Source organism: Nocardiopsis rhodophaea, from assembly GCF_039530945.1.
GTDB lineage: Bacteria > Actinomycetota > Actinomycetes > Streptosporangiales > Streptosporangiaceae > Nocardiopsis_C > Nocardiopsis_C rhodophaea.
The window spans coordinates 62,043-83,005 of record NZ_BAAAPC010000022.1; the positions used below are offsets into that span (position 1 = coordinate 62,043).

Below are 20,963 nucleotides of genomic sequence, written 5' to 3' on the forward strand. Positions count from 1 at the left end.
TTGACGACTTGGATTTCCTGGCGGGAAAGCCTCGGCAACCCCCGTATACGGCTGGTAGTGTCATGCACCGGTTGCGGTTGTGGTTTCCATGGATGCCTAAGGCGCCTCGCGGAACTTACACATGGGCGCTGGTCATTTGGGCGGAAACTCCCGGGGACGGCGTCCAGCAACCCGGAGCCAGCAGGGTGCGGCTCCGTTGTAGTCCCCAAAGGGAGAGCAGATGGCTCAGGGCACCGTGAAGTGGTTCAACTCTGAGAAGGGTTTCGGGTTCATCGCCGTTGAGGGTGGCGGCCCGGACGTGTTCGTTCACTACTCGGCGATCGCGGGTACCGGCTTCCGGAACCTGGAAGAAGACCAGAAGGTCGAGTTCGAGATTACGCAGGGCCCGAAGGGCCCGCAGGCGTCCGACGTCCACACGCTGTAGTTCGCCTGATTCGTTCCTCGGCCCTTCGCCCGTTTTTCGGGCGAAGGGCTGTTGCGTGGGCCCGGGTCGACGCCCACGGGCCGGGGCGGTCCGTCACCGGGCGGTCTCGCGGTCGGGGTCAGGATCACCATCCCCGCCGAGTTCACGCACCCGCTCGTCGAGGATGGCCACCTGGTCACTGAGCGCCTCGATCCTGGCCATCAGCTGATCGTGCAGGTGCTGTTCGATCTTCTGGTCCTCCGCCCAGCGCCCATTGTCGACCTCGTCCTGGAGCGACGTCACGATGACGCCGATGATCAGGTTGAGCACGATGAACGCGCTGATCACGATCACCACGACGAAGTAGAGCCAGGCGTAGGGCGCCTGGTCGATCACCGCGTTGGAGACTTCGGGCCAGTCCTCGGTGGTCAGCAGCCGGAACACGGTGTACAGGGCGATACCGACATTGCCGAAGAACTCCGGGGCGTGCTCCCTGAAGAGGTTGGCCCCCATCACCGCCGACGTGTAGATGATCACGAAGAGCAGGGCGATGACCGTGCCGAGTCCGGGGACCGCGCGAAACAGGGCGTTGACAATGGTGCGCATCTGCGGGATCACGCTGATCAACCGGAGCAGGCGCAGCGTCCGCACAACGGAGAACCCCGAAGTGGCGGGAATGAGGGACACCCCCACGACGACGACGTCGAACCAGTTCCACGGTTCACGAAAGAACACCCCGCCGCGGGCGCACAATTTGAGCAGCAGTTCGACGACGAAGAATCCGACGAAGACGTGCTCGGCCATCACGAAGAGAGTGGTGAACTGATCCGCATGCGCATCGTAGGTCTGCAGCCCGAGGACTGCGCCGTTGAGCATGATCATCGTGATGACCGCGTTCTGGAACCACCCGGCGTCAACGATCCGGCGAGCCCCGTCCCGGAACGCACCCACGGACATCCATTCCCCCATATTCACCCCGGACACTGCGGATCTTCCATCAGAAAAGATCCCCGCCAACCCTAATGTCAGCTCCGGCCCGCGTCGTTGGGCCGCGACCCGCTCCACAGCGGGCATCTAGACTGGAGCGGCTTTGGCGGGAGGTGAGCGGCAGGTGCGGGCTTGGCTGGGTGCGGTCTGGTGGCGACCGCACGCGGTGGGGATCGCCGTCGCCGCGATTGTGCTCTTCGTAGTCACGGTGCAGGTCATCACCTATGGCCTGGTCACCGTGTTCGACGCCCCGGTGCACGCCTACTTCGACGCCCACCAGCCGCGGGGCGTGGCCCAGTGGGCGGCGGTCACCGCCGCCCGCCTCGGCCAGCGGGGTGTGACCATTCCCCTGCTGGCGGTCGCGGGGGGTTGGGCGAGCCTCCGGTGGCGCGACCCACGCCCGGTTGTGGCCACTGTCACCGGATTGGCGGCGCTCGCGTCGCTCGGCACTCTGCTGAAGGTGTATGTGGGGCGCACGCCGCCCGTTCTGGACGTGGACACCGTCAACGCCGGCGTCGGCAACATCACCGCCTGGCTGGCCTCGACCCTCACCGTCGGCGCGCCCCCCTTCGAGGGGTTCGTCTCCTACCCGTCCGGGCACACCGCCAACGCCGCCCTCACCTTCCCCCTCCTCGCCTGGCTGCTGTTCGGGGCGAGCGGCGTGCGCCCCGACGCGGTGGCGCTGCGCCGCGCGCTGCTGGGCTCGATTCTGCCCGTGATGCTGGTGGGCACGTTGATGGTGGTCCTCGACTACCACTGGGTCAGCGAGGTGCTGGGCGGGATGGCGCTGGGCGCCATCGTGGCGCTGACCGGCCGACTCGTGCTGGGTCCCGGCCGGGCACCCGCTGCCGCGGGCGAGCGTCGTCTCGTGGTCCGGTCCCCTGTCCGCGCGCCGCGGGAGAGCGGTTAACCTGCTTAGAGGTCGAGGCGGCCACGATCGGTCAGTGAAGGGGTAGGCATGTTGAACATCGGTGCGGGTGAGTTTCTCCTGCTCGGTGCCCTGGCACTGCTGATCTTCGGCCCCGACCAGCTCCCGAAGGCCGCGGCGCAGGTGGGGCGGGTACTGCGGCAGCTGCGCACCATGGCCGACAGCGCCAAGAACGACCTCCGCGAGGGACTGGGACCGGAGTTCAAGGACTTCGACGTGCAGGACCTTAACCCCAAACGGTTCGTGCAGAAGCACTTCTGGGAGGCCGGTGACGACGAGGTCGAGGCGCGCCGCCCGGCCTCGCAGCTGAACGGCAAGCGGCCGCCGTTCGACCCTGAGGCGACCTGAGCGGGAATTCTTTGGGCCGGGCCGGATCCTCTGTCCGCCCGACCGGACGAACGGGCCGCGTCCGTTGCCGCCAGCGGGGTCAGCCGAACATCAAGACGAGGAACAGGCCCAGCCCCAGGACGATCACCGAGCCGATCATCACCGTCGGGGATCCCACGGTCGCGATGAGCAGCTCGGCCCCCAGCGATCCGCCGAGGGCGGCGGCCGCCCACGGCCAGCGCGGGGTCGGCTCCCAGTCGTTGCGGCGCTCGCGGTAGGCGGTGATCACCGCGGCCACGCCGATCAGCCCCCAGAAGGCCAGGTGCCAGAAGGCGCGGGTGACCTCCTCGATGTAGTCGGCCCAGCTCCCGAGGAACATGACGAACAGCACGGTGGCGGTGACCAGCCGCCAGTGGTGGCGGGTCGGCTCGACGGGGATGGCCTTGCGCCGGGCCGGGGTCGCGCGTCGGAAGCGCTCGGCCGCGAGCGGCGGCTCGGCGTCCTCCGCCTCGGCGCGTCCCGCCGACGGCGTCGGCTCGGCCGACTCATCGGGCAGGTGGTAGCCGCCCGCCGCCTCGCCCTCGGGGTACTCGCGACCGGGCGGGCCGGGGGTTCGCGGAGGGTGGTCGGGGGTGGGGTCGTCCGGGTAACCGGGCACGGTTGGCGCCCCTCTCAGTCTCGCCCGGGGGTGGGGGTCACATGAAGTGACTACCCGACGGCGCCGTCCCGGAACCGCTGGGCGGCGTCTCCATCGCCGCGGTCGTCGGGCGTGACAGCGCTCCCCTCGCCTCCCCGCGGCCCAGGTCCGCACGGCGGGCGCGGCGGCTTTTCTCCTCCGTCTCGCCGCGCCCGCCGGACCCGGGGCACGTCAGCCGCGGTTCGGCCGCCCCGCTCCCGAGTAGTACTTGCGGTCCTCGCGGTGGTCGACGCTGGCGTCGCCGGTCAGCGGACGGAACCGGACCACCTGCGGGTCATGGTCGCTGACCTGGTCATAAAACTCCGCGTTGGCCCGAACGACCTCATAGCGGGCGCGCTCACCGGCCGCGGGGGTGAGCAGCATGTGGTCCAGTGCCTGGGAGTTGCCGTCGTAGACGTAGTTGTACCGCTCGTCCTCGGGCAGGCCGAGGAGGGGGTTGTCCAGCCCACCGTCGGCGGTCAGGATCTCCAGGGTCCGGGAGAACTGGAAGTCGTTGAGGTCGCCGACCACCATGACGTTGGCGGCGGGGTCCACGGCGGTGAGGTCGTCGGTGAACGCCCGCACCAGCTCGGCCTGAGCGTGGCGCTGGACTTCGGAGGTGCGTTCGGGCGGCTGGTGAAGGCCGTGCAGCGGCTGGTCGCCGCGCTTGGAGGAGAAGTGGTTGGCGACGACGAAGACGGTCCGCCCCTCGAACGCGAACTCGCCGACCAGAGGCTTGCGGCTCCGCTGCCAGGCGTCGTCGCCGGGGGCGATCCGGCCGGGCGAGACGCTGAGCCGTGCACGGCCGTCGGGGCCTTCGACGGCCGCGACGGGGGTGGTCGCGTCACCGCCGTCGCGGTCGACGAAGGAGACCCGTGCCGGGTTGAACAGGAAGGCGTTGCGGATGTTGCCGCCGGGCTGCCCGCCGTCGGTGCCGTCCTCCGGGTTGATCTGCCGCCACTCGTAGGTGGGCCCGCCGGCGTCCTTGATCGCGGCGACGAACCGGTCCAGCGTCTCGTCCGCGGCCACGGTGCCGTCGTCGACGGTGCCGTTGTTGTCCTGGATCTCCTCCAGCGCCACGATGTCGGGGGAGCCGAGGTTCACCGCGACGCCTCGCGCGAGCCCGTCGAACTTCTCCTGCGTGTCGGTGGCCGAGAGGTTCTCCACGTTGTAGGTGGCGGCCGACAGCTCCCAGTCGCGGTGGTCATCGGCAACGCCCCGGGGCAGCGCGTTGTCCACGTGCCGCCCCAGCGTGGTGGCCCTCAGCAGATAGCCGCCGAACCGGCTGTAGTAGAGCGGCCCCTCGGTGGTCCCGGCCAGCGCGTCACCGACGTTGGCCTTCGGGAAGGGCTGTTCGGAGAAGGGGATCAGCGACGCGATCTTGAGCCGCCCGCTGTTGGGGTCGTCGTAGCCGCCGTAGACGGTACCGCCGCGGGGACTGCGGTTCTGCGTCTCCTTGGTGGTCACCCACAGGGCGTTGTAGGGGTCGGTGGGGCCGACCACGGGGGCGTCGTCGATGCGCAGCACCATGTGCTCGTGGGCTTCCCAGAAGTCCAGGGCGTAGTCCTCGGGGCGCAGCTCCAACTGGTTGATGTCCCCGTTGTGGTCGGGCGCGTAGGTGGTGGGGACGGTGTCGGAGTCGAGGACGACGGCCGCCGGGACCTCGGCGCCGGTCTCGACCACGGTCCACCGGGCGTCGGTGAGCTGGGTGATCGTTTGCAATCCGTCACCCGGGCTGTACTCCGTGACGGTGCCGCTGACCCGGACGTCGTCGCCGGGACCGACGTCGGGCGTCGCGGATCCGGTGAACACGAACAGGGCCTCGCTGGTGCGCGGGTCGCCGTCGGGGTCGGGGTCCTGGAACCAGAAGCCGCGCGCCGAGCCGAACTGGTCGACCGCGGTGACGACGCCGGGAACGTCCGCAACGTCCTGTCCGGTGTAGGGGGAATGGCGTGTCAGGCCCTGGACCGCGTGGACGCGCGGGGTCTCCGCGGCGGCCGGGGACGCGGGGACGACGACGGTACCGCAGGTGAGCAGTGTGGTCGCGACCGCCGGGATGAGCGGACGCGTGTTCGAGAAGGCCACCCTCTCCTCCAAGTCGTGTGGGGGTGCCCTCATCGTCGTGCTACCTGGTAACTACTCGAAGGATGACACATGAAGGAGGCGCAACGAATGCCCCGATTGTCGTAATCGCGAGGATTCTTCGCGTATCTCCAGCCGCACACGCGAAGGGCCGGCCCCGGATGCTCCCGGGACCGGCCCCTGTCGATCGTCAGCGCCGCGAAGACACCGACTAGACCCACCAGCTCCATCCTGCGGAGGTGTCGACCAGTTCGTCGACATCGATCCAGTCCGCGATCGACTTCGCGGTATCGGTCGTGGTTTCGGCCGTCGCGGCCCACCAGCTCCACCCGGCGAACGCGCCCCATCCGGGGTTCTGCGTTACGGCCGCGTCGTCCGCAGCAGCAGGGAAAGACGTCCCCATAACAGCAGCGGCCGAGATCGCCGCCACCGCACAGATCTTCTTGAGCACAGCGCACCTTTCGCTCGAACTTCGTCCATCCCCGTCCAATAAGATGACCTATCGGGCACACCAGACACAAGCCCCGGATGCAAATATTAACGGCGTTCTTCGACATTCTCTGTCATAGTGTGAAATTCAACCTGGACACCGCAGGTGGCGGACGGTGTCAATGACGCATCCCAGCACCATTGACACGGCATGGACCTGCGGGTAGGCAGCATTCAGAGCACACGGACGGAGATGGGGGCGGCACCTATTCCGGAGAGCGAAAAGCGCGGTCCCACCCGCGCCCTACTCGCCCCCGAAGCCGACTCGGCCGCCGTCGAATTTGACGCCTCCACCAGCGGAATTCCCCGAACCCCGGAAACCTAGCCCATGTCGGCGGCTAAAGAGCGCCAAATATCCGGAAAAGCCACTATCTCGGACTCTGGGCTGCGTGGCGAGCCCCTCGGCGCGCACGCGGCCCCGACACCTCGTGCACCCCCAGGTTACGGTCAAGCACTCACCATAATAAGGGTCCTTAGACCCTCATGCGGCGGTATTGCTTCTTAAGGATCGCTTCGGCCCGGATTGCGCAGGCACTCACGAGGTAAATTATCGTTAAAAGTCGGTAATGTCGGGGTCAGCGATGGGTCGACCGGCGCACCCCCGCGGTGCGGCGGCCACGGACGCCCCGCCCCTACAGCAGGCGCAGCTGAGTGTCGCGCTGCTTGCGGCGCGCGGCCGCCTCGCCGACTCTCTCGCAGACACTGGTGTCGACATCAGCGAGGAACGGGGACCGGGCGCTCTGCCGGGCACTCCCCTGGCGCACCCGCTCGGCGGCGTGGCTGAGGAACAGGTGGCGCTGGGCGCGGGTCATGCCGACGAACAGCAGCCGACGCTCCTCGCGCACCTCCTCCTCGTCGGCCCCCTCGGGCGAGGCTCCCGGCCACCGCAGCGGCAGCAGGCCGTCCTCGCATCCCACGACGAACACCACGGGGAACTCCAGGCCCTTGGCGGCATGCAGGGTCAGGAGCGAGACGCGGTCCGCCCGCGGATCCCAGGTGTCCACCTCGACACCGAGCGCCAGCTCGTCGCGGAACCGCTCCATGTCAGCGCCGCACTCCTCGGCCCGCGGCTTGAGCAGATCGACGGCGGTATGGATATCGACGGCCGCCTCCTCCCGCTCCGCCCGCGGAATCCGCTCGATGACGGCATCCGCCGCCCTCAGCAGGCGATCCGTGACAGAAGGCTCCGCCGATGCCGCACCCGCCGTCGGGGCGAACGCCAGCTCGGCGAGGATCGGCCGCACACCCGGCCGGTCGGTGATCCGGTCGTGCGAGCGCTTCTGGAACGGCAGCCCGGCACGGGTCAGCCCCTCCATCACGGCGTTGGCCTGCCGGTCGGTCCGGTACAAGACGGCGAAGTCGGAGAAACCCAGGCCGTGGGTCGCGTCGGTGGTGATCCGCCCGCTGTCGAAGGAATGGAACGAAGCACCGCCCAGCAGCTGCTCGATTGTGCGCGCGACGAACGAAGCCTCGGCCCGCTCGTTGGCGGCGGAGTGCACCCCGACCCGGTCGTCCTCGTGATCGCCCATCGGCCGCAGCTCGCGCTCGGGCACCAGGGTCGTCGGGCTGATCGCCTGGAGGGAGGCGGCCAGGATGTTCGCGCTGGACCGGTAGTTGCGGGTGAGCTGCACCGTGCGGGCGCCGGGGAAATCCTCGCGAAAGCGGAGGAAGAAGCCGACATTGGCGCCCCGGAACCGGTAGATGGCCTGGTCCGGGTCGCCGATCGCGGTGAGGTTGCCGTCCGCGGGCGCGAGCAGGCGCAGCAGCCGGTACTGCTGGTCGTCGACGTCCTGATACTCGTCGACCGAGATCCACCGGTAGCGGTCGCGGAAGGAGGCGGCCAGGTCGGCGTCGGACTCCAGCAGCTCGACGGGAAGCCCGATGAGGTCATCGAAGTCCACGAGGTCGCTCTGGCGGAGCGCCTTGGTGTAGCGGTCGGCAGCGTCCGCGAGCTCCGGGGGCATCCCCTCGTCGGCCCCGCGCCGCCGGGAGCGCGCGTCGAGCAGGCGCCGCGCCGTCTGCTCGTCACCGGCCGCCTCCGCGGCGAGGTCCAGTTGGCGGGCCTGGTCGGCGATGCCGAACGCCGGGGTCAGCCCCGCACGGCCGGACAGCTCGCGCAGCATGCGCAGGCCGAGGGAGTGGAAGGTGGCGATGGTGAGCCGGGGCGCGTGCTCGGGCGCGAGCGCGGTGAGCCGCTCCCCCATCTCCTCGGCGGCACGTCGGGTGAAAGTGATCGCCAGGCAGTGCTCCGGGTCCACGCCGCGTTCGACCACGAGGTGGGCGAGGCGGTGCGTGAGCGTGCGGGTCTTACCCGTGCCGGGGCCGGCGATGATCAGCACCGGCCCGTCGGTGATCTCGGCCGCGGCGCGCTGGTCGGGGTCGAGCCCGTCGAGCAGCGACGCGTTGGCGCGGTCGGGCGGCTCCGGGGCCTCCCCCGGCGGCCGGTTTCCGCGCACCGCGCCAGAGCCGGGCGGCGTCGCCTCATCGCTCCGCTCGGGTCGATCAGGACCGGGCCCCGCGGACGCCGTGGAGCGACGGGACGCGGGCCCGCCCTCGCTCGCGGGGGACTCGGGCGCCGCTGCCCTCTCCGTCTCCTTGTGCGAGGCCCCGGTCGGCTTGGGCGGTGCCGCGTCCCCTCCAGCCGGGGCGGACGGTGGCTCAGCCGCTGACTCACGCCGTGGCGTCTTCGGCCCGGGGCCCGCGCCGCCGGTGTCGAACGGCAGGTCGTCGAAGAGGCACGGGGCCGCAGCGGTGCTCGCCCGCTTGAGCTCGTCGGGTTCGAAGAGCCGGATCACCCCGTACTCGCCGTCGTATCCGGCCTCGCGGATCACCGCTCCGCGCCGCAGTCGGGCCACCGCCTCGGCGAGGAGCGTCGAGTGGCGCTCGATGTCGTCGGTCGGCACGCTTTCGAGGATCGCCAGCTCGGGCCCGAGCGCGGCGGTGAGCGTGTCGATCTCGCCGCGGACCTTCTTGCTCTTCGGCCCCACGCTGAGGATCTCACCCATGACCTCGGGGAGCGGGACGAGACTGCGGAAGTCGGCCGCCCCCTCGGGCCGGGCGCCCTCCGGCCGGTCGGCCAGCTCCTCGACCCTGCTCAGCACGCCCACCGTGACGGGCTTACCGCACACGGGGCAGGCGGTGCCGCGCTCGCGCGTTTCGCGGGGTTCCATCCGGACCTCGCACTTGCGGTGCCCGTCGACGTGGTACTTGCCTTCCTCGGGGAAGAACTCGACGCTTCCCCTGTGCCCGACACCGGTCTCCAGAGCGCGCCGGATGGCGAAGTAGTCGAGCTCGGTGTCGAGCACGGTGGTTTCGCGGCCGAGCATGGGCGGCGAGTGCGCGTCGGAGTTGCTCACCAGCCGGTAACGGTCCAGGCCGGAGATCCGCCAGTTCATGGCGGGGTCGCTCGACAGCCCGGTTTCCAGGGCGAAGATGTGGTCGGAGAGGTCGAGGTAGCAGTCCTCGACCGCGTCGAACCCGGCCTTCGACCCGAGGACGGCGAACCACGGCGTCCAGACGTGCGCGGGCACCAGATACGAGCCGGCGCCGCTCTCCAGGGTGATCTCCAGCAGGTCGCGGGAGTCCAGCCCGATGATCGGCCGACCATCGGAGCCGAGGTTGCCGATCCGCCCGAGCCTGCGGTTGAACTCCGCGGCGGCCTCGAAGTCGGGCATGTAGATGAGGTGGTGGATCTTGCGCGTGCGGTCGCCGCGCTTGTAGATGGTGGAGATCTCCACCGATAGCATGAACCGCACGGGGGCCGCGGCCATGTTCGGCGGAAGCTTCCGAACGATGTCCCGGTCCAGATCCTCCCGCAGCCGGAACAACCCGGGCTCGGCGGGCACCAGGCTCTCGCGCAGATGGGCGAACCACGCCGGGTGGGTGAAATCCCCGGTCCCAACGACCGTAATGCCCTTACGCCGCGCCCACCAGGTCAAATGTTCCAGGTCGGCGTCCTTGCTGCAGGCCCTGGAGTACTTCGAGTGGATATGCAGATCGGCATGGAAGCGCACGCGTGGAATCCTCCCACACCCCGAATGCCCGAGGGGATGTGAATGGACTCCGTTGACGGCCATTGTCGGCACTGTGCCCGATACGCAGTAGGCCGCAGTTGCGGCGATCGACGACGGGGCATCGCGGACGGCGTCCGAACCAGTCGGTGAACGCCGCCGTGCGCACCGCACGCGACCGGACCCAGGCCGATCCGCTGGACGGACTCCGCTGCCGCGTCCAGCCTGCTACTCCTCAAAGGGGACGGCTGTGGAACTTCCTCGCTATCCGGTCCTCGACGACCCGCGCCAGGCGGATGGCCGTCCGGTCCTTCTGCCAGGCGGACTCGCCCTCGTCGGTCCCGAAGTAGTTGGAGAGCACCGTGATGTTGTCCACCCGGAAGGCCACGAGGGCATAGGAGTCCGGAGTGCCCTCGTCGACCTCGTCGGGTTGGAGGAGCTCCATGGAGAGCAGCACGGCCTCGTCGCCGACGTCCACGTCGCGCATCCGCACGTACGTCTGGATGGCGTCCTTCGGAGGCCCGTACTCGATCTCCCGTTCGGCCTTGTCACGCCAGGTGGCCAGACTGGCGGCGGCCTCGGCGCCACGATCGCCGGGTGCAACGTCGTCGGAGTACCGCTCGAACCAGACGCGCATCCTGTCCGGCTTGGCCTTGTCGTTGCAGCGGACGATCTCCTCCTGCGCGGATCCCGGAGCAAGGTCGGCCTGCTGGTCGCGCTCCTGCTCGACGATCCGCCCCTCGATCGCGGGGAAATCCGACAGCACTCGGCGGGGGAAGATGTCACCGCAGTCGGGAATGTCGGTGTAGACCTGCGGAACCGCGGACTCGGCCTCGGGCGTCGCGGAGGGGCTTTCCTCTGCCGAAACCGCAGCATTTTCGGACCCCGGATTGCGGACCACCAGCACCACTATGACAACAGCGACGAGCAGGACCACGGCGAGGCTCACCGCGATGATGCCGATCGCCAGCCCGTTCCTCCTCGGGCCTGAGGGCGGCGGCCCACCAAACGGGGGCCCAGGCGGGTAGCCGGGCGGTGGCGGTGCCCCTTGCCCGGGTCCGGGGTACGGCCATGACTGCGGGGCCGGGCCTTGAGGCCCCGGATAACCGGGGGGACCGGGCCGGTGCGGGGAGGGCGGGCCGTGCATCAGGAAATGGACTCCTCGGAAAACCGACGAAACGCACTCTGCGTCCGACAGCAGACCATATCCCGCCCCACCGGCCGGGGCGCCCGCCTCGCCGACCGCGCACGCTGCCGCGGCACGGGCGCCCGCGGATCATCCCGTCCGGAAAAGGCCCGTTGGAGAAACGGGTCTCCCGGATTTCTCCCGATGGCTCTCGCCGAGGGGCCTCAGAACACACCAAAGGCCAGAACGAATGTTCTGGCCTGGTGTCCTTGCGGTGGAGCTGAGGGGATTCGAACCCCTGACCCCCTCGATGCGAACGAGGTGCGCTACCGGACTGCGCTACAGCCCCTCAAGACGTGTACGACTTTAGCAGCTTCGTCGGGGTGGTTCGAACGCGTTATCCGCCCGTGGGGTTCAGTCCCCCGCGGCGCGCAGATGGGCGTCGGCGTACTGGTCGTAGACCTGGTCGCGGCGGGAAGCGAGGTCGGCGAGCTCGACGATCTCGGCCTCGCGTTCGGCCTGTTCGCGGGCCCGGCGGGCACGGAGGGCCTCGCGCCGGCGGTGCTCGCGGTATTCGGCGGCGCGGCGTTCGGCGTCGGCCTTCGCGGCTTCCCGGAGCAGCACCATGTGCCCTGCCAGCAACAGCGCCGGTGGGGCCAGGACCCACCACGGGCCCAGGCCGGCGGCCACGGCGATGGCCGTGGCCACGAACAGGGTGGTCAAGCCGGTGGTGCGGCGCCTGCGGCGGGCGATGACGCGGGCCCGGCCGGGAGTGGAAGCCAGCGGTCGCGGGCGGGGGCGAGGGCCGGACCGCCGCGGGTCGGCCGCGCCGCCGACGTCACCGCCGTCGTAGCGGAGCACCTGGGTTCGCTGGGAGTCGGGGTCGTCGAGGGGATCGTCCACGCTGTCCTCATCGACGCCCTCGTCGACGGAGCCCTCGGGACCGTCCTCGTCGGCGTCATCGGCGCGGCGGCCGGTGCCGATGAAGGGCTCGGCGGCGTCGCGGCGCATCAGCATCGGGACGAGGACGATGAGCCAGACCACGACAATGGCGAGGTACAAGGGAGAGCTGCTCATCACTCCTCCTCGTACCGCAGGTCACCGGACACTCCCCGACACCCGGCGACGCGGTGGCCCGTGCGTAAACCCTCACGGGAACCAACGGGGCAACCCGAGGTCACGGCCCGCCGTCTGCGGCTTTCGCAGTACCGCTCACCAACAGCCGTCTCCCATGCGCCTTATGCACGTATGCCCGCATCGTCGATGCCTCTACGTTCCGCACCGTACGACCCGGTGTCCGTAAATGCGCAATATTCGGGCCGGAGTGTCGTGAGATTACAGTCTTTCCTTGTACCCAGATGTCTCCTCAGCGGGCGAATCGACGTCGGGAATCCGACAATCGCACCATCCGTTATTGCGAGCCCACCATGAGTCACGTGGTGTGAGCTGAGGAAACGGCCTCCTCCTGGTTTTCGGTCAGTGGTGGTTCAGCGCCCTTCCTGCGACGGCCCGGTGCCGCTGACGTGGCGTCGGCGCCGCCATCGGGCGAGCAGTCCGCCGGGGATGTCTTCGCACGTCAAGGCGTAGCAGATGTGGTCTCGCCAGGCACCGTCGATATGCAGCTGGCGCCTGCGGATGCCCTCCTCGTGGAAACCGAGCTTCTCGGCGACGCGTCGGCTCGCCTGGTTCTCAGGCCGGATGTTGGCCTCGATCCGGTGCAGGCCGACCGTGAAGAACGCGTGGTCGACCGCGAGCGCCACCGCCGTGGGGGTGATCCCCCGTCCAGCGTAGGCGCTGTCGATCCAGTAGCCCACCTGAGCGGAGCGCGCCGACCCCCAGACGATCGCGCTGATCGTCAGCTGGCCGACGAAGACTCCGCTGTAGGTGATGGCCCACGGCATCGAGATGCCATTCCGGGCCTCCCTCCGGATGGCCTGGAGCATGGCGATATAGGGGGTGATGCCGGTGGTCTGCAACGGCATCTCGGGATGGGTGGGTTCCCAGGGCCGCAGCCATTCGGCATTGCGCACACGCGTCTCACGCAGCGCCGCGGCATCGCGGAGCCGCAGAGGGCGCAAACCGACCGGCCCCTCGGCCAGGGTGATCGGCCAGCCACGGATCCGATTCACTTCCGTCCCTCCGATCCCGGGGTGACAAGGCCCAGTATTCCACCACCCCCCTCAGGCGGGCGGCGATCAAGCAATGTGATGACAAAAGGGACCCGCAGGAAACCGGGATAGTGGCCTGACCACCAGGGGTGACACCGGGCCGGGGACCGGCGCGGAGGGCGGGTGTCGGCCGTTAGGAGGACCGGGGGTGGTCGCCGCCCCCCATCTGGTCGATGGCGTGTCCGAGGATCGGGCGGAGCACCTCCATACCGTCGCGCACGCCCCCGCTGGAGCCCGGGAGATTGACCACGAGCATGCGGTGCTCGCCGCGTTCGGCGATCCCCGCCAGGCCGCGGGAGAGGAGCGCGGTGGGAACGCCCTTGTCCCGCCCGGCCGAGCGCAGCGCCTCGGGGATGCCCGGGATCTCCCGAACCAGCAGCGGGCGGGTGGCCTCCGGGGTGTCGTCCCCCGGCGTCAGCCCGGTGCCGCCGGTGGTGATCGCGGCGTCGTAGCCCTCGGCCAGCGCGCGCCGCAGTGCTTCGGCGACCGGCGCGCCGTCGGGCACCACCCACGGCCCCTCGACCGCGAATCCGGCGCGTTTCAGCTCCTCCACCAGGATCGGGCCGGATCGGTCCGGGTAGACCCCGGCCGCCGCCCGGTTGGAGGCGGTGATGACGGCCACGCGGCGGACCGGAGCGGCCGCATCCGCCCCCTCTCCCCTCTCCGCACCGTCCGGGACGGTGTCCCTGCTCATCGCGACCTCTGCCAGTGCCCGCTCTTGCCCCCGGTCTTCTCCTCAACCCGCACATCGCTGACGACGGCTTCGGGGTCCAACGCCTTGACCATGTCCACCAGGCCCAGGGCGGCCGTCATCACGCTGGTAAGCGCCTCCATCTCGACACCGGTCCGGTCGGCGGTCCGGACGGTCGCGCTGATCTCCACCCCGTCGTCGCACACTTCCAGAGCGACGTCGACACCGTGCACGGCGATCGGGTGGCACAGGGGAACCAGGTCAGGGGTGCGCTTGGCCCCCTGGATCCCGGCCAGCCGGGCCACGGCGAGCGCGTCGCCCTTGGGGACGTCACCGCCGCGCAGCGCGGTGACCACCTCGGGCGAGAGCAGGACCCGGCCGGTCGCCGTAGCGGTCCGCGCGGTGACCTCCTTGGCCGTGACGTCGACCATGCGGGCCGCGCCGGTGTCGTCGAGATGGGTCATTCCGGAAGCATGGGCGCCGGAAGCGTGGGATTCGGACATGGCACGACCCTACGACGGCGGACGAGGGTACGGGAGCGCCACCCTGCGCATTTCGGGCTCGGGGCGTCGGTTCCCCACGCGCCCCACCGCCGCGGCAGCGCAGCGAGCGGACCGTGTCGGCCCGCGCAGGCCCGCGCGGCGGCTCAGCCCAGTTCGGGCAGTTTCACGACCTCGACCACGCTGCCCTCCGCCAGTTCTGTGACCTGTTCCGGGACGATGACCAGGGCGTTGGTCTCCGCCAGGGCAGACAGCTGGTGGGAACCCTGGCGCACGGCAGGGAAGGCGGTGAAGGCGACGTTGTCGCCGCCCCGGCGGTCGTACTCCAGGACGGCGCGCAGGTAGGAGCGGCGTCCGCGGGGCGAGGAGGCGACCGGCTGCGCGAGCCGGGCGTGCACGGTCGGCAGCGGCCGCGGCGGCAGGCCGCGCAGACGGCGCAGCGCGGGAAGGACGAACAGCTGGAAGGACACGAAGGCGCTGACGGGGTTGCCGGGGAGGGTCACGATCGGCGTCTTCGACACGCCGATGGTCCCGGCCCCCTGCGGCATTCCGGGCTGCATGGCCACCTTGTCGAAGGTGACCGTGCCCGAGCGCGAGAGCACCTCCTTGACCACGTCGTAGGCGCCCATGCTGACGCCGCCGGTGGTGAGGATGATGTCGGCCTGGAGCAGCACATCGTCGAGGGTGTCCAGGACGGTGGCGGGGTCGTCGCCGATGAAGCCGTGCCGGTAGGCGGTGCAGCCGGCGTCCTGTGCGGCCGCGGTCAGCATGAAGCTGTTCGACTCCCAGATCTGCCCGGGGCCCACCGGCCGCCCGGGTTCCACGAGCTCCTCCCCGGTCGACAGGACGACGACGCGCGGGCGCGGGTGGACCTGCACGGACTTGCGGCCGACGGCGGCGAGCACCCCCAGTTCGGCGGCGCCCAGGCGAACCCCGCTGCGCAGTACGGTCGTGCCTGTCTCGACGTCCTCGCCCGCTCTTCGGATGGCGTTGCCCTCACGCACGGAGCGGGTCATGGTCACGGTGACCTGGCCGCCGTCGGTCCACTCCACCGGCACCACCGCCGTGGCCCCCGAGGGCACGGGCGCCCCGGTCATGATGCGCGCGCAGTACCCGGAGCGGATCGCGTTGACGGAGGGGTCCCCGGCCGGGATGTCCGCGACCACCGGGAGCTGGACAGGGTCCTGCTCCGATGCTCCGGCGAGGTCGGCCGCCACCACCGCGTAGCCGTCCATCGAGGAGTTGTCGAATCTGGGCAGAGAGACCGGTGACGCCACCGGTTCGGCCAGCACGCCGCCATGTGCCCGCAGAAGGTCCAGCTCGATGGGGTCGAGCGGCTCGACCAGGTCCAGGACATCGGAGATGTGCTCTTCGACGGTCTTCATCGGCGTTCCCTCACCCGTTGCCATGGTCGGCCGCGCGGCCGGCGCCGCGGTGGCCCCTGTTCTGTCAGCTCCGCTGATTCGCCACGAAATCGCGCAGCCACGGCACGAGTTCCGCGGCGAGGTCGGGGCGGGCACATGCGAATTCCACCACAGTGCGAAGGTAATCGACCTTGTTGCCGGTGTCGTAGCGGTGTCCGCGGAACAGAACGCCGTGAACGGGACCCCCGTCCTCGGGCTTGCGCTTGGCGAGCTCGCGCAGGGCGTCGGTCAGCTGGATCTCGCCGCCGCGGCCGGGCGGCGTGTCGCGCAGCACGTCGAACACCATCGGGTCGCAGATGTAGCGTCCGATGATCGCCCAGCGGCTCGGCGCCTGATCGGCCGGGGGCTTTTCGACGAGGTCGGTGATGACGACGACATCGTCCTCGTCGGTGGCCTCGATCGCGGCACAGCCGTACAGCGAGACCTGCTCCGGCTCGACCTCCATGAGCGCGATGACGCTGCCGCCGTGGGTCTGGTGCACGTCGATCATCCGCTTGAGCAGCGCCTCGCGGCCCGCGATGATGTCGTCGCCCAGCAGCACGGCGAACGCCTCGTCTCCGGCGTGGGCCGCCGCGCACAGCACGGCGTGTCCGAGCCCGCGCGGTTCGCCCTGGCGGACGTAGTGGATCTGGGCCAGCTCGCTGGACTCGCGGACGGAGTTCAGCCGCTGGGTGTCGTTCTTGGCCCGCAGCGCCTCCTCCAGCTCGTAGGCGCGGTCGAAGTGGTCCTCGATGGAGCGCTTGCTGCGGCCAGTGATCATCAGGACGTCGTGGAGACCAGCGGCGACGGCCTCCTCGACGACGTACTGGATCGCCGGTTTGTCGACGATCGGCAGCATCTCCTTGGGGGTGGCCTTGGTCGCGGGAAGGAAGCGGGTCCCCAGCCCCGCGGCCGGCACCACGGCCTTGGTCACCGGGGGACGGACGGCTTGCGAATCAGTCATGTCGGCACTGTACGACGCCGTGGCGCTCGCGGGCGTGCTCTGACCTACCTGTCCAGGTGATTGGCGCCGGTAGAGGAGCTATGTCCGGTGCCTGTGCGGGCAGACGTTCACCCGACCTTCGACTCGCCCTCACCTTCCGGCGCGGGACTGCGACACTATCTGTGCCATGGACATCGAGGCGAAACGGGAGATGCGGCGCACGATCCTCGCCGCGCGACAAGCGATGCCGGAGACGCAGCGGGCCGAGGCGGGATCGGCGATCCGCGACGCCGTCACCGCCCTGCCCCAGCTGGGCATGGGCGGAACTGCGGCGGTCTACTACTCCGTGGGAACCGAGCCGGACACGCGCAAGCTCATCACCACCCTGTGGAAGCAGGGCACCTATGTCCTGCTGCCGATCTTCCTGCCCGGCGGGGACCTCGACTGGGCCGCCTATGACGGACCCGGCAGCCTGGCCCCGGCCGGGTACGGACTACTCGAACCGACAGGGCACCGCTACGGGCCCGACGCGGTGCGCAGGGCGGCCGTCGTGGTCTGCCCGGCGCTCGCGGTGGACCACGCGGGGCGGCGGCTCGGGCGTGGCGCCGGATGTTACGACAGGGCGCTGGCGCGCGTCGGGCCGAACACGCTGACCCTAGCAGTGATTTACGACACAGAGTTCGTGGAATCGGTGCCCTCCGAGGCGCACGATCGCCCGGTGCAGGCGGTGGTGACGCCGCAGCGTGGAGTCGTGCACTGCTGACAGCTGCGGCGTGGCGCGGGCCGACACGGAACAGGCCGGGGCGGAGGGGTGTTACAGGGATCGGCTTACGACCAGGAGCGGCGCTGCCCCGCCAATGTCGCGGCTTAGCCGTTCAACAGCGTAATATTTGGCAGTCGGTGGGCGAGAGTGCCAACAAGGAGGACGACAGTGCCTACGTACCAGTACGCATGCACCGAGTGCGACCACGGGATGGAGGTCGTACAGAAGTTCAGCGATGACTCGCTGACCGTGTGCCCGCAGTGCCAGGGGCGGCTCCGCAAGGTGTACTCGGCCGTGGGAATCGTCTTCAAGGGCTCCGGCTTCTACCGCACGGACAGCGGGACCAGCTCCGACAGCTCGGTGACGGCGGGCACGTCCGGCAACGGCCAGAGCGAGTCGGCGTCGTCCTCCACGTCCTCGGACGCGTCCTCGTCCACGTCTTCCTCTTCGACGTCCTCCTCGGGCTCGTCCTCCTCGGGCGGCTCGGAGAGCACGTCCAGCGCGCCCGCCGCAGCCGCGAGCTAGCCGCGCGCGCCACTCATCGGACCGGGGCTCCCCACGAGGGGAATCACCCCGGTCTTTGGTGTCTCAGCGGGCACTGAACGCGGGAGGCAACGCGGCCGGGCGGACCCCGCGTCGAGGCCGGACAGCGGCGGCCTAGCCGGAACCCGCCGACCCGGTCGGGGCTCGCTGGCGCGTCGTCCGCCGCCACCCTCGGCTCCCCCGCCTGTGGACAACGGCGACCGCTTCCACCACCGGCCGCCTACCGTCCAGGCATGACCACCCGACCTCCGCACCTCATCGTCCGGCTGGCCCGGTATCGGCGTCCCCTCGGCGCTCTCTGCGCCGCCTTCGCTCTCGCCGGGGCGGTGCTGCTGGTCCGTCCGCCACCGGATCCGACCACCGAGGTCCTCGTCGCCGCCCGCGACCTCACAGCGGAGTCGCCGCTCGCGTCCGCCGACCTCACGGTCCGCTCCCTTCCCTCACCTGTGGTGCCGGAGGGTGCGCTGCGCCCGGGGTCCGAGCCGGTCGGGGCCGGCCTCACCGGGCCGATGCGGCGCGGCGAGGTGCTCACCACCGCCCGCGTCGCCGATCCTCCCGCCCGCGAGTACGGGTCGGACATGGTGGCCGCCCCGGTCCGGGTCGCTGATCCGGGGGCGGTGGCGCTGCTGCGCCCGGGCCGCCGGGTCGACATCCTCTCCGCGGCGCCCGCTCCCGCAGCCGACCTCGACATCGCCCCCGCCCCCAGCGCGGAACGCGTGGTGTCGGACCGCCCGGTCATCGCGGTCCCGGAGGAGCCCGATTCCGCTTCCGGAGACGCGGGCGCGCTGATCCTGGTGGCGGTCACCGACGAGGAGGCACGGATTCTGGCAGGTCGGGCGGCTGCCGAGCGGCTGTCCATAACTATGCGAGGTTGACCCGTAACCTTCAGCGGTAGATCCTGGCCAGGCGCTTTACCGCTGTGGCGCAGCATGGCCCATGTGGACCGTGTGACTCCAGCATGGGCACAACACAACCCCCGTGGGCACCCGCGGCGACCGCGTCCCCCGAACTCCCCTTCGGTTCCGCCGCTCTTCCGCCCGGTGCCCGCACCCGTCAATCAGCGACCAGTTCAGGAGCATCCCCCATGGACGGATTCAAGAAGTTCCTTCTGCAGGGCAACCTCGTGCAGCTGGCGGTGGCCGTGGTCATCGGCGCCGTCTTCGCGGACCTGATCACCGCTTTCACCGAAGGGTTCATCACCCCGCTCATCGGCATCTTCGGCGGGGTCCCCGCGTTCGGTGACCTGTACTTCGAGATCAACGGCAGCCGCTTCCTCTACGGGGCGTTCATCGACGCCCTCATCGCGTTCCTGATCACCGCCGCGATCCTGTACTTCTTCGTGGTGCTGCCCGTGGCCAAGCTCATCGACCGCTTCGACAAGGAGGAGGAAGCCACCCACCGCAGCTGCCCGCAGTGCCGCAGCAGCATCGACCGCGCGGCAGCCCGGTGCGCCCACTGCACCAGCGAGGTCGTCCCCGAGACCGCGTGAGACCCTCCAGAGGGGCGCTTCGCTACTGCCCCTTCGCGGCCTTGTACTCCCAGTGCCAGGGCTCGAACGGGCTTGAGTAGGCCCACTGCGGGTGGTACCAGCCGAACCGCTGTGAGTTCTGCTCCAGCCAGTTGAACGGGGCCGAGCCCTGGTTCTGCACCCCGCCGCACAGGTCGACGGCCAGGCCCCAGCCGTGGTTGCTGGTGCCGGGGACCGCGGCGTTCCCGGGCGGCTGCTCGGCGTAGACCCGGTGCTGGTTGGCCAGGTCGCGGTACGAGCTGGTGAGGCACATCGACTTCCCGAAGCGCTCCTGGTAGGCCTCGTTCATCTTGAGGAAGTCAACGGCGGCATCAGCGCGCAGGTAGTGCCCGTCCTCGTAGAGCGCGCACAGCGCGTCCTTGGGCAGCAGCCCATTGGGATACCCGGAGGCGGCTTCGCCCTTGGAGGGGTCGCACTCCACGCCGGCCATGTAGGCGTCGACGGACAGCCCGCGGTCCTCAAGCTCCTTCATGAGCTTGTCGGTGCTCTCCTTGGACTTCTTCTTCAGCTTCTCCAGCTCGTCCTTGAGCTCGACCCTCTCCAGCTGGTTCGACGCCTGCAGCTCCTGCGCGTCGCTGGTCAGGGAGGCCTGCTTGGACCGCAGCTTGTTGGCCTCCTCCATCAGCGCCTCGTTGTTGTCCGAGAGCTTCACGACGTAGGCCTCGGTCTCCAAGTCCTCGTCGAGCGTGCCAGAGGCCATGAGCGCCAGCGTGCCCCCGTCGGGGCGCTTGTACAGCGAACTGGCCAGGTCCGCCAAGGGCTCACGCAAGTCCGCGAGCTTCAGCTCGGTCTGCTGCAGGTCGTGCAGGGTGGCAACAAGCTTGTCCTGCGCTTTCTCCAGGGCCTTCTCGCGCTTGGTGTACTTGTCGGTGGCCTTCTCCAGCTCCTTCTTGGCCTTGTCCGCCTGCTCCTTGAGCGTGTCGAGGTCGTCATCGGCGTGGGCCGGCGCACTGACGGGCGCCATCGCCACATCCGCACCCGGCACGACAAAGAGCGCCATGGCGACCGCGACCATCACGGCCTGCGCCGTCCGCGCCCGCATCCAGCGGGGCGCTCTCAGCACGGACGGGTTCTCGACCACAGTCGGGGTCTCGATTCTCGTCACGCGCTTCTTCCGTCGCGTCGGATCGAGAATGAACGGCACGAGTGATCCTCCGGCTGCCTGTTTCGGTCGTACGCGTGGCCGCATCGCAAGCTACTACATGTCCACAACCGGACGCGCTGAGCAGAACGCAGGCAGTCGTACCTGCGGCGAGAGAACTCAGGCCAAGCCACGCAGATGTGACAACAGTCACGAGAGGGTAATGACAACCCCGATGAGAGAAGAGTACTCAATCCCGCATCCCCTCGACACCGCCCCCGCGACACCCACACCACTCCCCCACCTCGATCCTGC

At 69.7% G+C, this 20,963-nt stretch carries 20 protein-coding genes and 1 tRNA gene; 7 read left to right on the forward strand and 14 right to left on the reverse strand.

What is annotated here, in order from left to right; genetic code table 11:
• Window positions 1–220 precede the first annotated feature (220 nt).
• Window positions 221–424 (forward strand): cold-shock protein, encoded by a 204-nt coding sequence (locus ABD259_RS21580; protein ID WP_017619968.1) that lies wholly within the window; start codon window positions 221–223, stop codon window positions 422–424.
• 93 nt (window positions 425–517) lie between these two features.
• On the opposite strand, the gene ABD259_RS21585 is transcribed toward ABD259_RS21580, so the two are convergent.
• Window positions 518–1,360, reverse strand: a complete 843-nt coding sequence (locus ABD259_RS21585; RefSeq protein WP_344164914.1) for an ion transporter — start codon at window positions 1,358–1,360, stop codon at window positions 518–520.
• Between the two features lie 154 nt (window positions 1,361–1,514).
• Between ABD259_RS21585 and ABD259_RS21590 the strand changes: the two genes are divergently transcribed.
• Entirely contained in the window at window positions 1,515–2,300 is a 786-nt protein-coding gene (locus tag ABD259_RS21590; protein WP_344164917.1) for a phosphatase PAP2 family protein, read from the forward strand.
• 48 nt (window positions 2,301–2,348) lie between these two features.
• Window positions 2,349–2,666 (forward strand): sec-independent translocase, encoded by a 318-nt coding sequence (locus ABD259_RS21595; RefSeq protein WP_344103580.1) that lies wholly within the window; start codon window positions 2,349–2,351, stop codon window positions 2,664–2,666.
• Window positions 2,667–2,745: 79 nt separating this feature from the next.
• Here the strand turns inward: ABD259_RS21595 and ABD259_RS21600 are convergent, their stop codons facing one another.
• The 12 genes from ABD259_RS21600 to galU all read right to left on the reverse strand — a co-directional run bounded on the left by ABD259_RS21600 (window position 2,746) and on the right by galU (window position 16,754).
• On the reverse strand, window positions 2,746–3,303 hold the full coding sequence (locus ABD259_RS21600; protein WP_344103579.1) for a hypothetical protein: 558 nt from the start codon (window positions 3,301–3,303) through the stop codon (window positions 2,746–2,748).
• Window positions 3,304–3,513: 210 nt separating this feature from the next.
• Entirely contained in the window at window positions 3,514–5,406 is a 1,893-nt protein-coding gene (locus ABD259_RS21605) for an endonuclease/exonuclease/phosphatase family protein (RefSeq protein WP_344164919.1), read from the reverse strand.
• A 208-nt stretch (window positions 5,407–5,614) separates the two neighbouring features.
• Window positions 5,615–5,854 (reverse strand): hypothetical protein, encoded by a 240-nt coding sequence (locus ABD259_RS21610; protein ID WP_344103573.1) that lies wholly within the window; start codon window positions 5,852–5,854, stop codon window positions 5,615–5,617.
• A gap of 670 nt (window positions 5,855–6,524) precedes the next feature.
• Window positions 6,525–9,905: a UvrD-helicase domain-containing protein gene (locus ABD259_RS21615; RefSeq protein ID WP_344103570.1), complete on the reverse strand. Its 3,381-nt coding sequence runs from the start codon at window positions 9,903–9,905 to the stop codon at window positions 6,525–6,527.
• A 232-nt stretch (window positions 9,906–10,137) separates the two neighbouring features.
• Complete coding sequence (locus ABD259_RS21620; protein WP_344164922.1) at window positions 10,138–10,851, reverse strand: hypothetical protein; 714 nt, start codon at window positions 10,849–10,851, stop codon at window positions 10,138–10,140.
• A gap of 452 nt (window positions 10,852–11,303) precedes the next feature.
• A tRNA-Ala gene (locus ABD259_RS21625) sits at window positions 11,304–11,377 on the reverse strand.
• 65 nt (window positions 11,378–11,442) lie between these two features.
• Window positions 11,443–12,105, reverse strand: a complete 663-nt coding sequence (gene sepX, locus ABD259_RS21630; RefSeq protein WP_344103565.1) for a divisome protein SepX/GlpR — start codon at window positions 12,103–12,105, stop codon at window positions 11,443–11,445.
• A 410-nt stretch (window positions 12,106–12,515) separates the two neighbouring features.
• Window positions 12,516–13,157, reverse strand: coding sequence for a GNAT family N-acetyltransferase (locus ABD259_RS21635; protein ID WP_344103563.1), 642 nt, complete (start codon window positions 13,155–13,157; stop codon window positions 12,516–12,518).
• A gap of 172 nt (window positions 13,158–13,329) precedes the next feature.
• Window positions 13,330–13,890 (reverse strand): MogA/MoaB family molybdenum cofactor biosynthesis protein, encoded by a 561-nt coding sequence (locus ABD259_RS21640; RefSeq protein ID WP_344103561.1) that lies wholly within the window; start codon window positions 13,888–13,890, stop codon window positions 13,330–13,332.
• Window positions 13,887–14,390 (reverse strand): cyclic pyranopterin monophosphate synthase MoaC, encoded by a 504-nt coding sequence (gene moaC / locus ABD259_RS21645; RefSeq protein ID WP_344103560.1) that lies wholly within the window; start codon window positions 14,388–14,390, stop codon window positions 13,887–13,889. Before moaC ends, ABD259_RS21640 begins: the two co-directional genes overlap by 4 nt.
• Window positions 14,391–14,533: 143 nt before the next feature.
• Window positions 14,534–15,772: a molybdotransferase-like divisome protein Glp gene (gene glp, locus ABD259_RS21650; protein WP_344103558.1), complete on the reverse strand. Its 1,239-nt coding sequence runs from the start codon at window positions 15,770–15,772 to the stop codon at window positions 14,534–14,536.
• A 64-nt stretch (window positions 15,773–15,836) separates the two neighbouring features.
• Window positions 15,837–16,754, reverse strand: a complete 918-nt coding sequence (galU, locus tag ABD259_RS21655) for a UTP--glucose-1-phosphate uridylyltransferase GalU (RefSeq protein WP_344103556.1) — start codon at window positions 16,752–16,754, stop codon at window positions 15,837–15,839.
• Between the two features lie 166 nt (window positions 16,755–16,920).
• Here galU and ABD259_RS21660 point away from each other — a divergent pair, with 166 nt between their 5' ends.
• The 4 genes from ABD259_RS21660 (at window position 16,921) to ABD259_RS21675 (ending at window position 19,528) form a co-directional block, all read left to right on the forward strand.
• Entirely contained in the window at window positions 16,921–17,496 is a 576-nt protein-coding gene (locus ABD259_RS21660) for a 5-formyltetrahydrofolate cyclo-ligase (RefSeq protein ID WP_344103552.1), read from the forward strand.
• A gap of 168 nt (window positions 17,497–17,664) precedes the next feature.
• On the forward strand, window positions 17,665–18,021 hold the full coding sequence (locus ABD259_RS21665; RefSeq protein WP_344103549.1) for an FmdB family zinc ribbon protein: 357 nt from the start codon (window positions 17,665–17,667) through the stop codon (window positions 18,019–18,021).
• Window positions 18,022–18,272: 251 nt separating this feature from the next.
• Window positions 18,273–18,914 carry a Flp pilus assembly protein CpaB gene (gene cpaB, locus ABD259_RS21670; RefSeq protein ID WP_344103546.1) on the forward strand — a complete coding sequence of 214 codons (642 nt, stop codon included), beginning with the start codon at window positions 18,273–18,275 and terminating at the stop codon, window positions 18,912–18,914.
• A 209-nt stretch (window positions 18,915–19,123) separates the two neighbouring features.
• Window positions 19,124–19,528 (forward strand): MscL family protein, encoded by a 405-nt coding sequence (locus ABD259_RS21675; protein WP_344103544.1) that lies wholly within the window; start codon window positions 19,124–19,126, stop codon window positions 19,526–19,528.
• A 22-nt stretch (window positions 19,529–19,550) separates the two neighbouring features.
• Here the strand turns inward: ABD259_RS21675 and ABD259_RS21680 are convergent, their stop codons facing one another.
• Entirely contained in the window at window positions 19,551–20,711 is a 1,161-nt protein-coding gene (locus ABD259_RS21680) for a D-alanyl-D-alanine carboxypeptidase family protein (protein WP_425573556.1), read from the reverse strand.
• Between the last annotated feature and the right edge of the window lie 252 nt (window positions 20,712–20,963).

Coding starts and splice junctions, on each gene's coding strand:
- ABD259_RS21580 (WP_017619968.1), top strand. CDS start 221: ATGGCTCAGGGCACCGTGAAGTGGTTCAACTCTGAGAAGGGTTTCGGG.
- ABD259_RS21585 (WP_344164914.1), bottom strand. CDS start 1,360: ATGTCCGTGGGTGCGTTCCGGGACGGGGCTCGCCGGATCGTTGACGCC.
- ABD259_RS21595 (WP_344103580.1), top strand. CDS start 2,349: ATGTTGAACATCGGTGCGGGTGAGTTTCTCCTGCTCGGTGCCCTGGCA.
- sepX (WP_344103565.1), bottom strand. CDS start 12,105: ATGAGCAGCTCTCCCTTGTACCTCGCCATTGTCGTGGTCTGGCTCATC.
- ABD259_RS21640 (WP_344103561.1), bottom strand. CDS start 13,890: ATGAGCAGGGACACCGTCCCGGACGGTGCGGAGAGGGGAGAGGGGGCG.
- moaC (WP_344103560.1), bottom strand. CDS start 14,390: ATGTCCGAATCCCACGCTTCCGGCGCCCATGCTTCCGGAATGACCCAT.
- glp (WP_344103558.1), bottom strand. CDS start 15,772: ATGAAGACCGTCGAAGAGCACATCTCCGATGTCCTGGACCTGGTCGAG.
- galU (WP_344103556.1), bottom strand. CDS start 16,754: ATGACTGATTCGCAAGCCGTCCGTCCCCCGGTGACCAAGGCCGTGGTG.
- ABD259_RS21660 (WP_344103552.1), top strand. CDS start 16,921: ATGGACATCGAGGCGAAACGGGAGATGCGGCGCACGATCCTCGCCGCG.
- cpaB (WP_344103546.1), top strand. CDS start 18,273: ATGACCACCCGACCTCCGCACCTCATCGTCCGGCTGGCCCGGTATCGG.
- ABD259_RS21675 (WP_344103544.1), top strand. CDS start 19,124: ATGGACGGATTCAAGAAGTTCCTTCTGCAGGGCAACCTCGTGCAGCTG.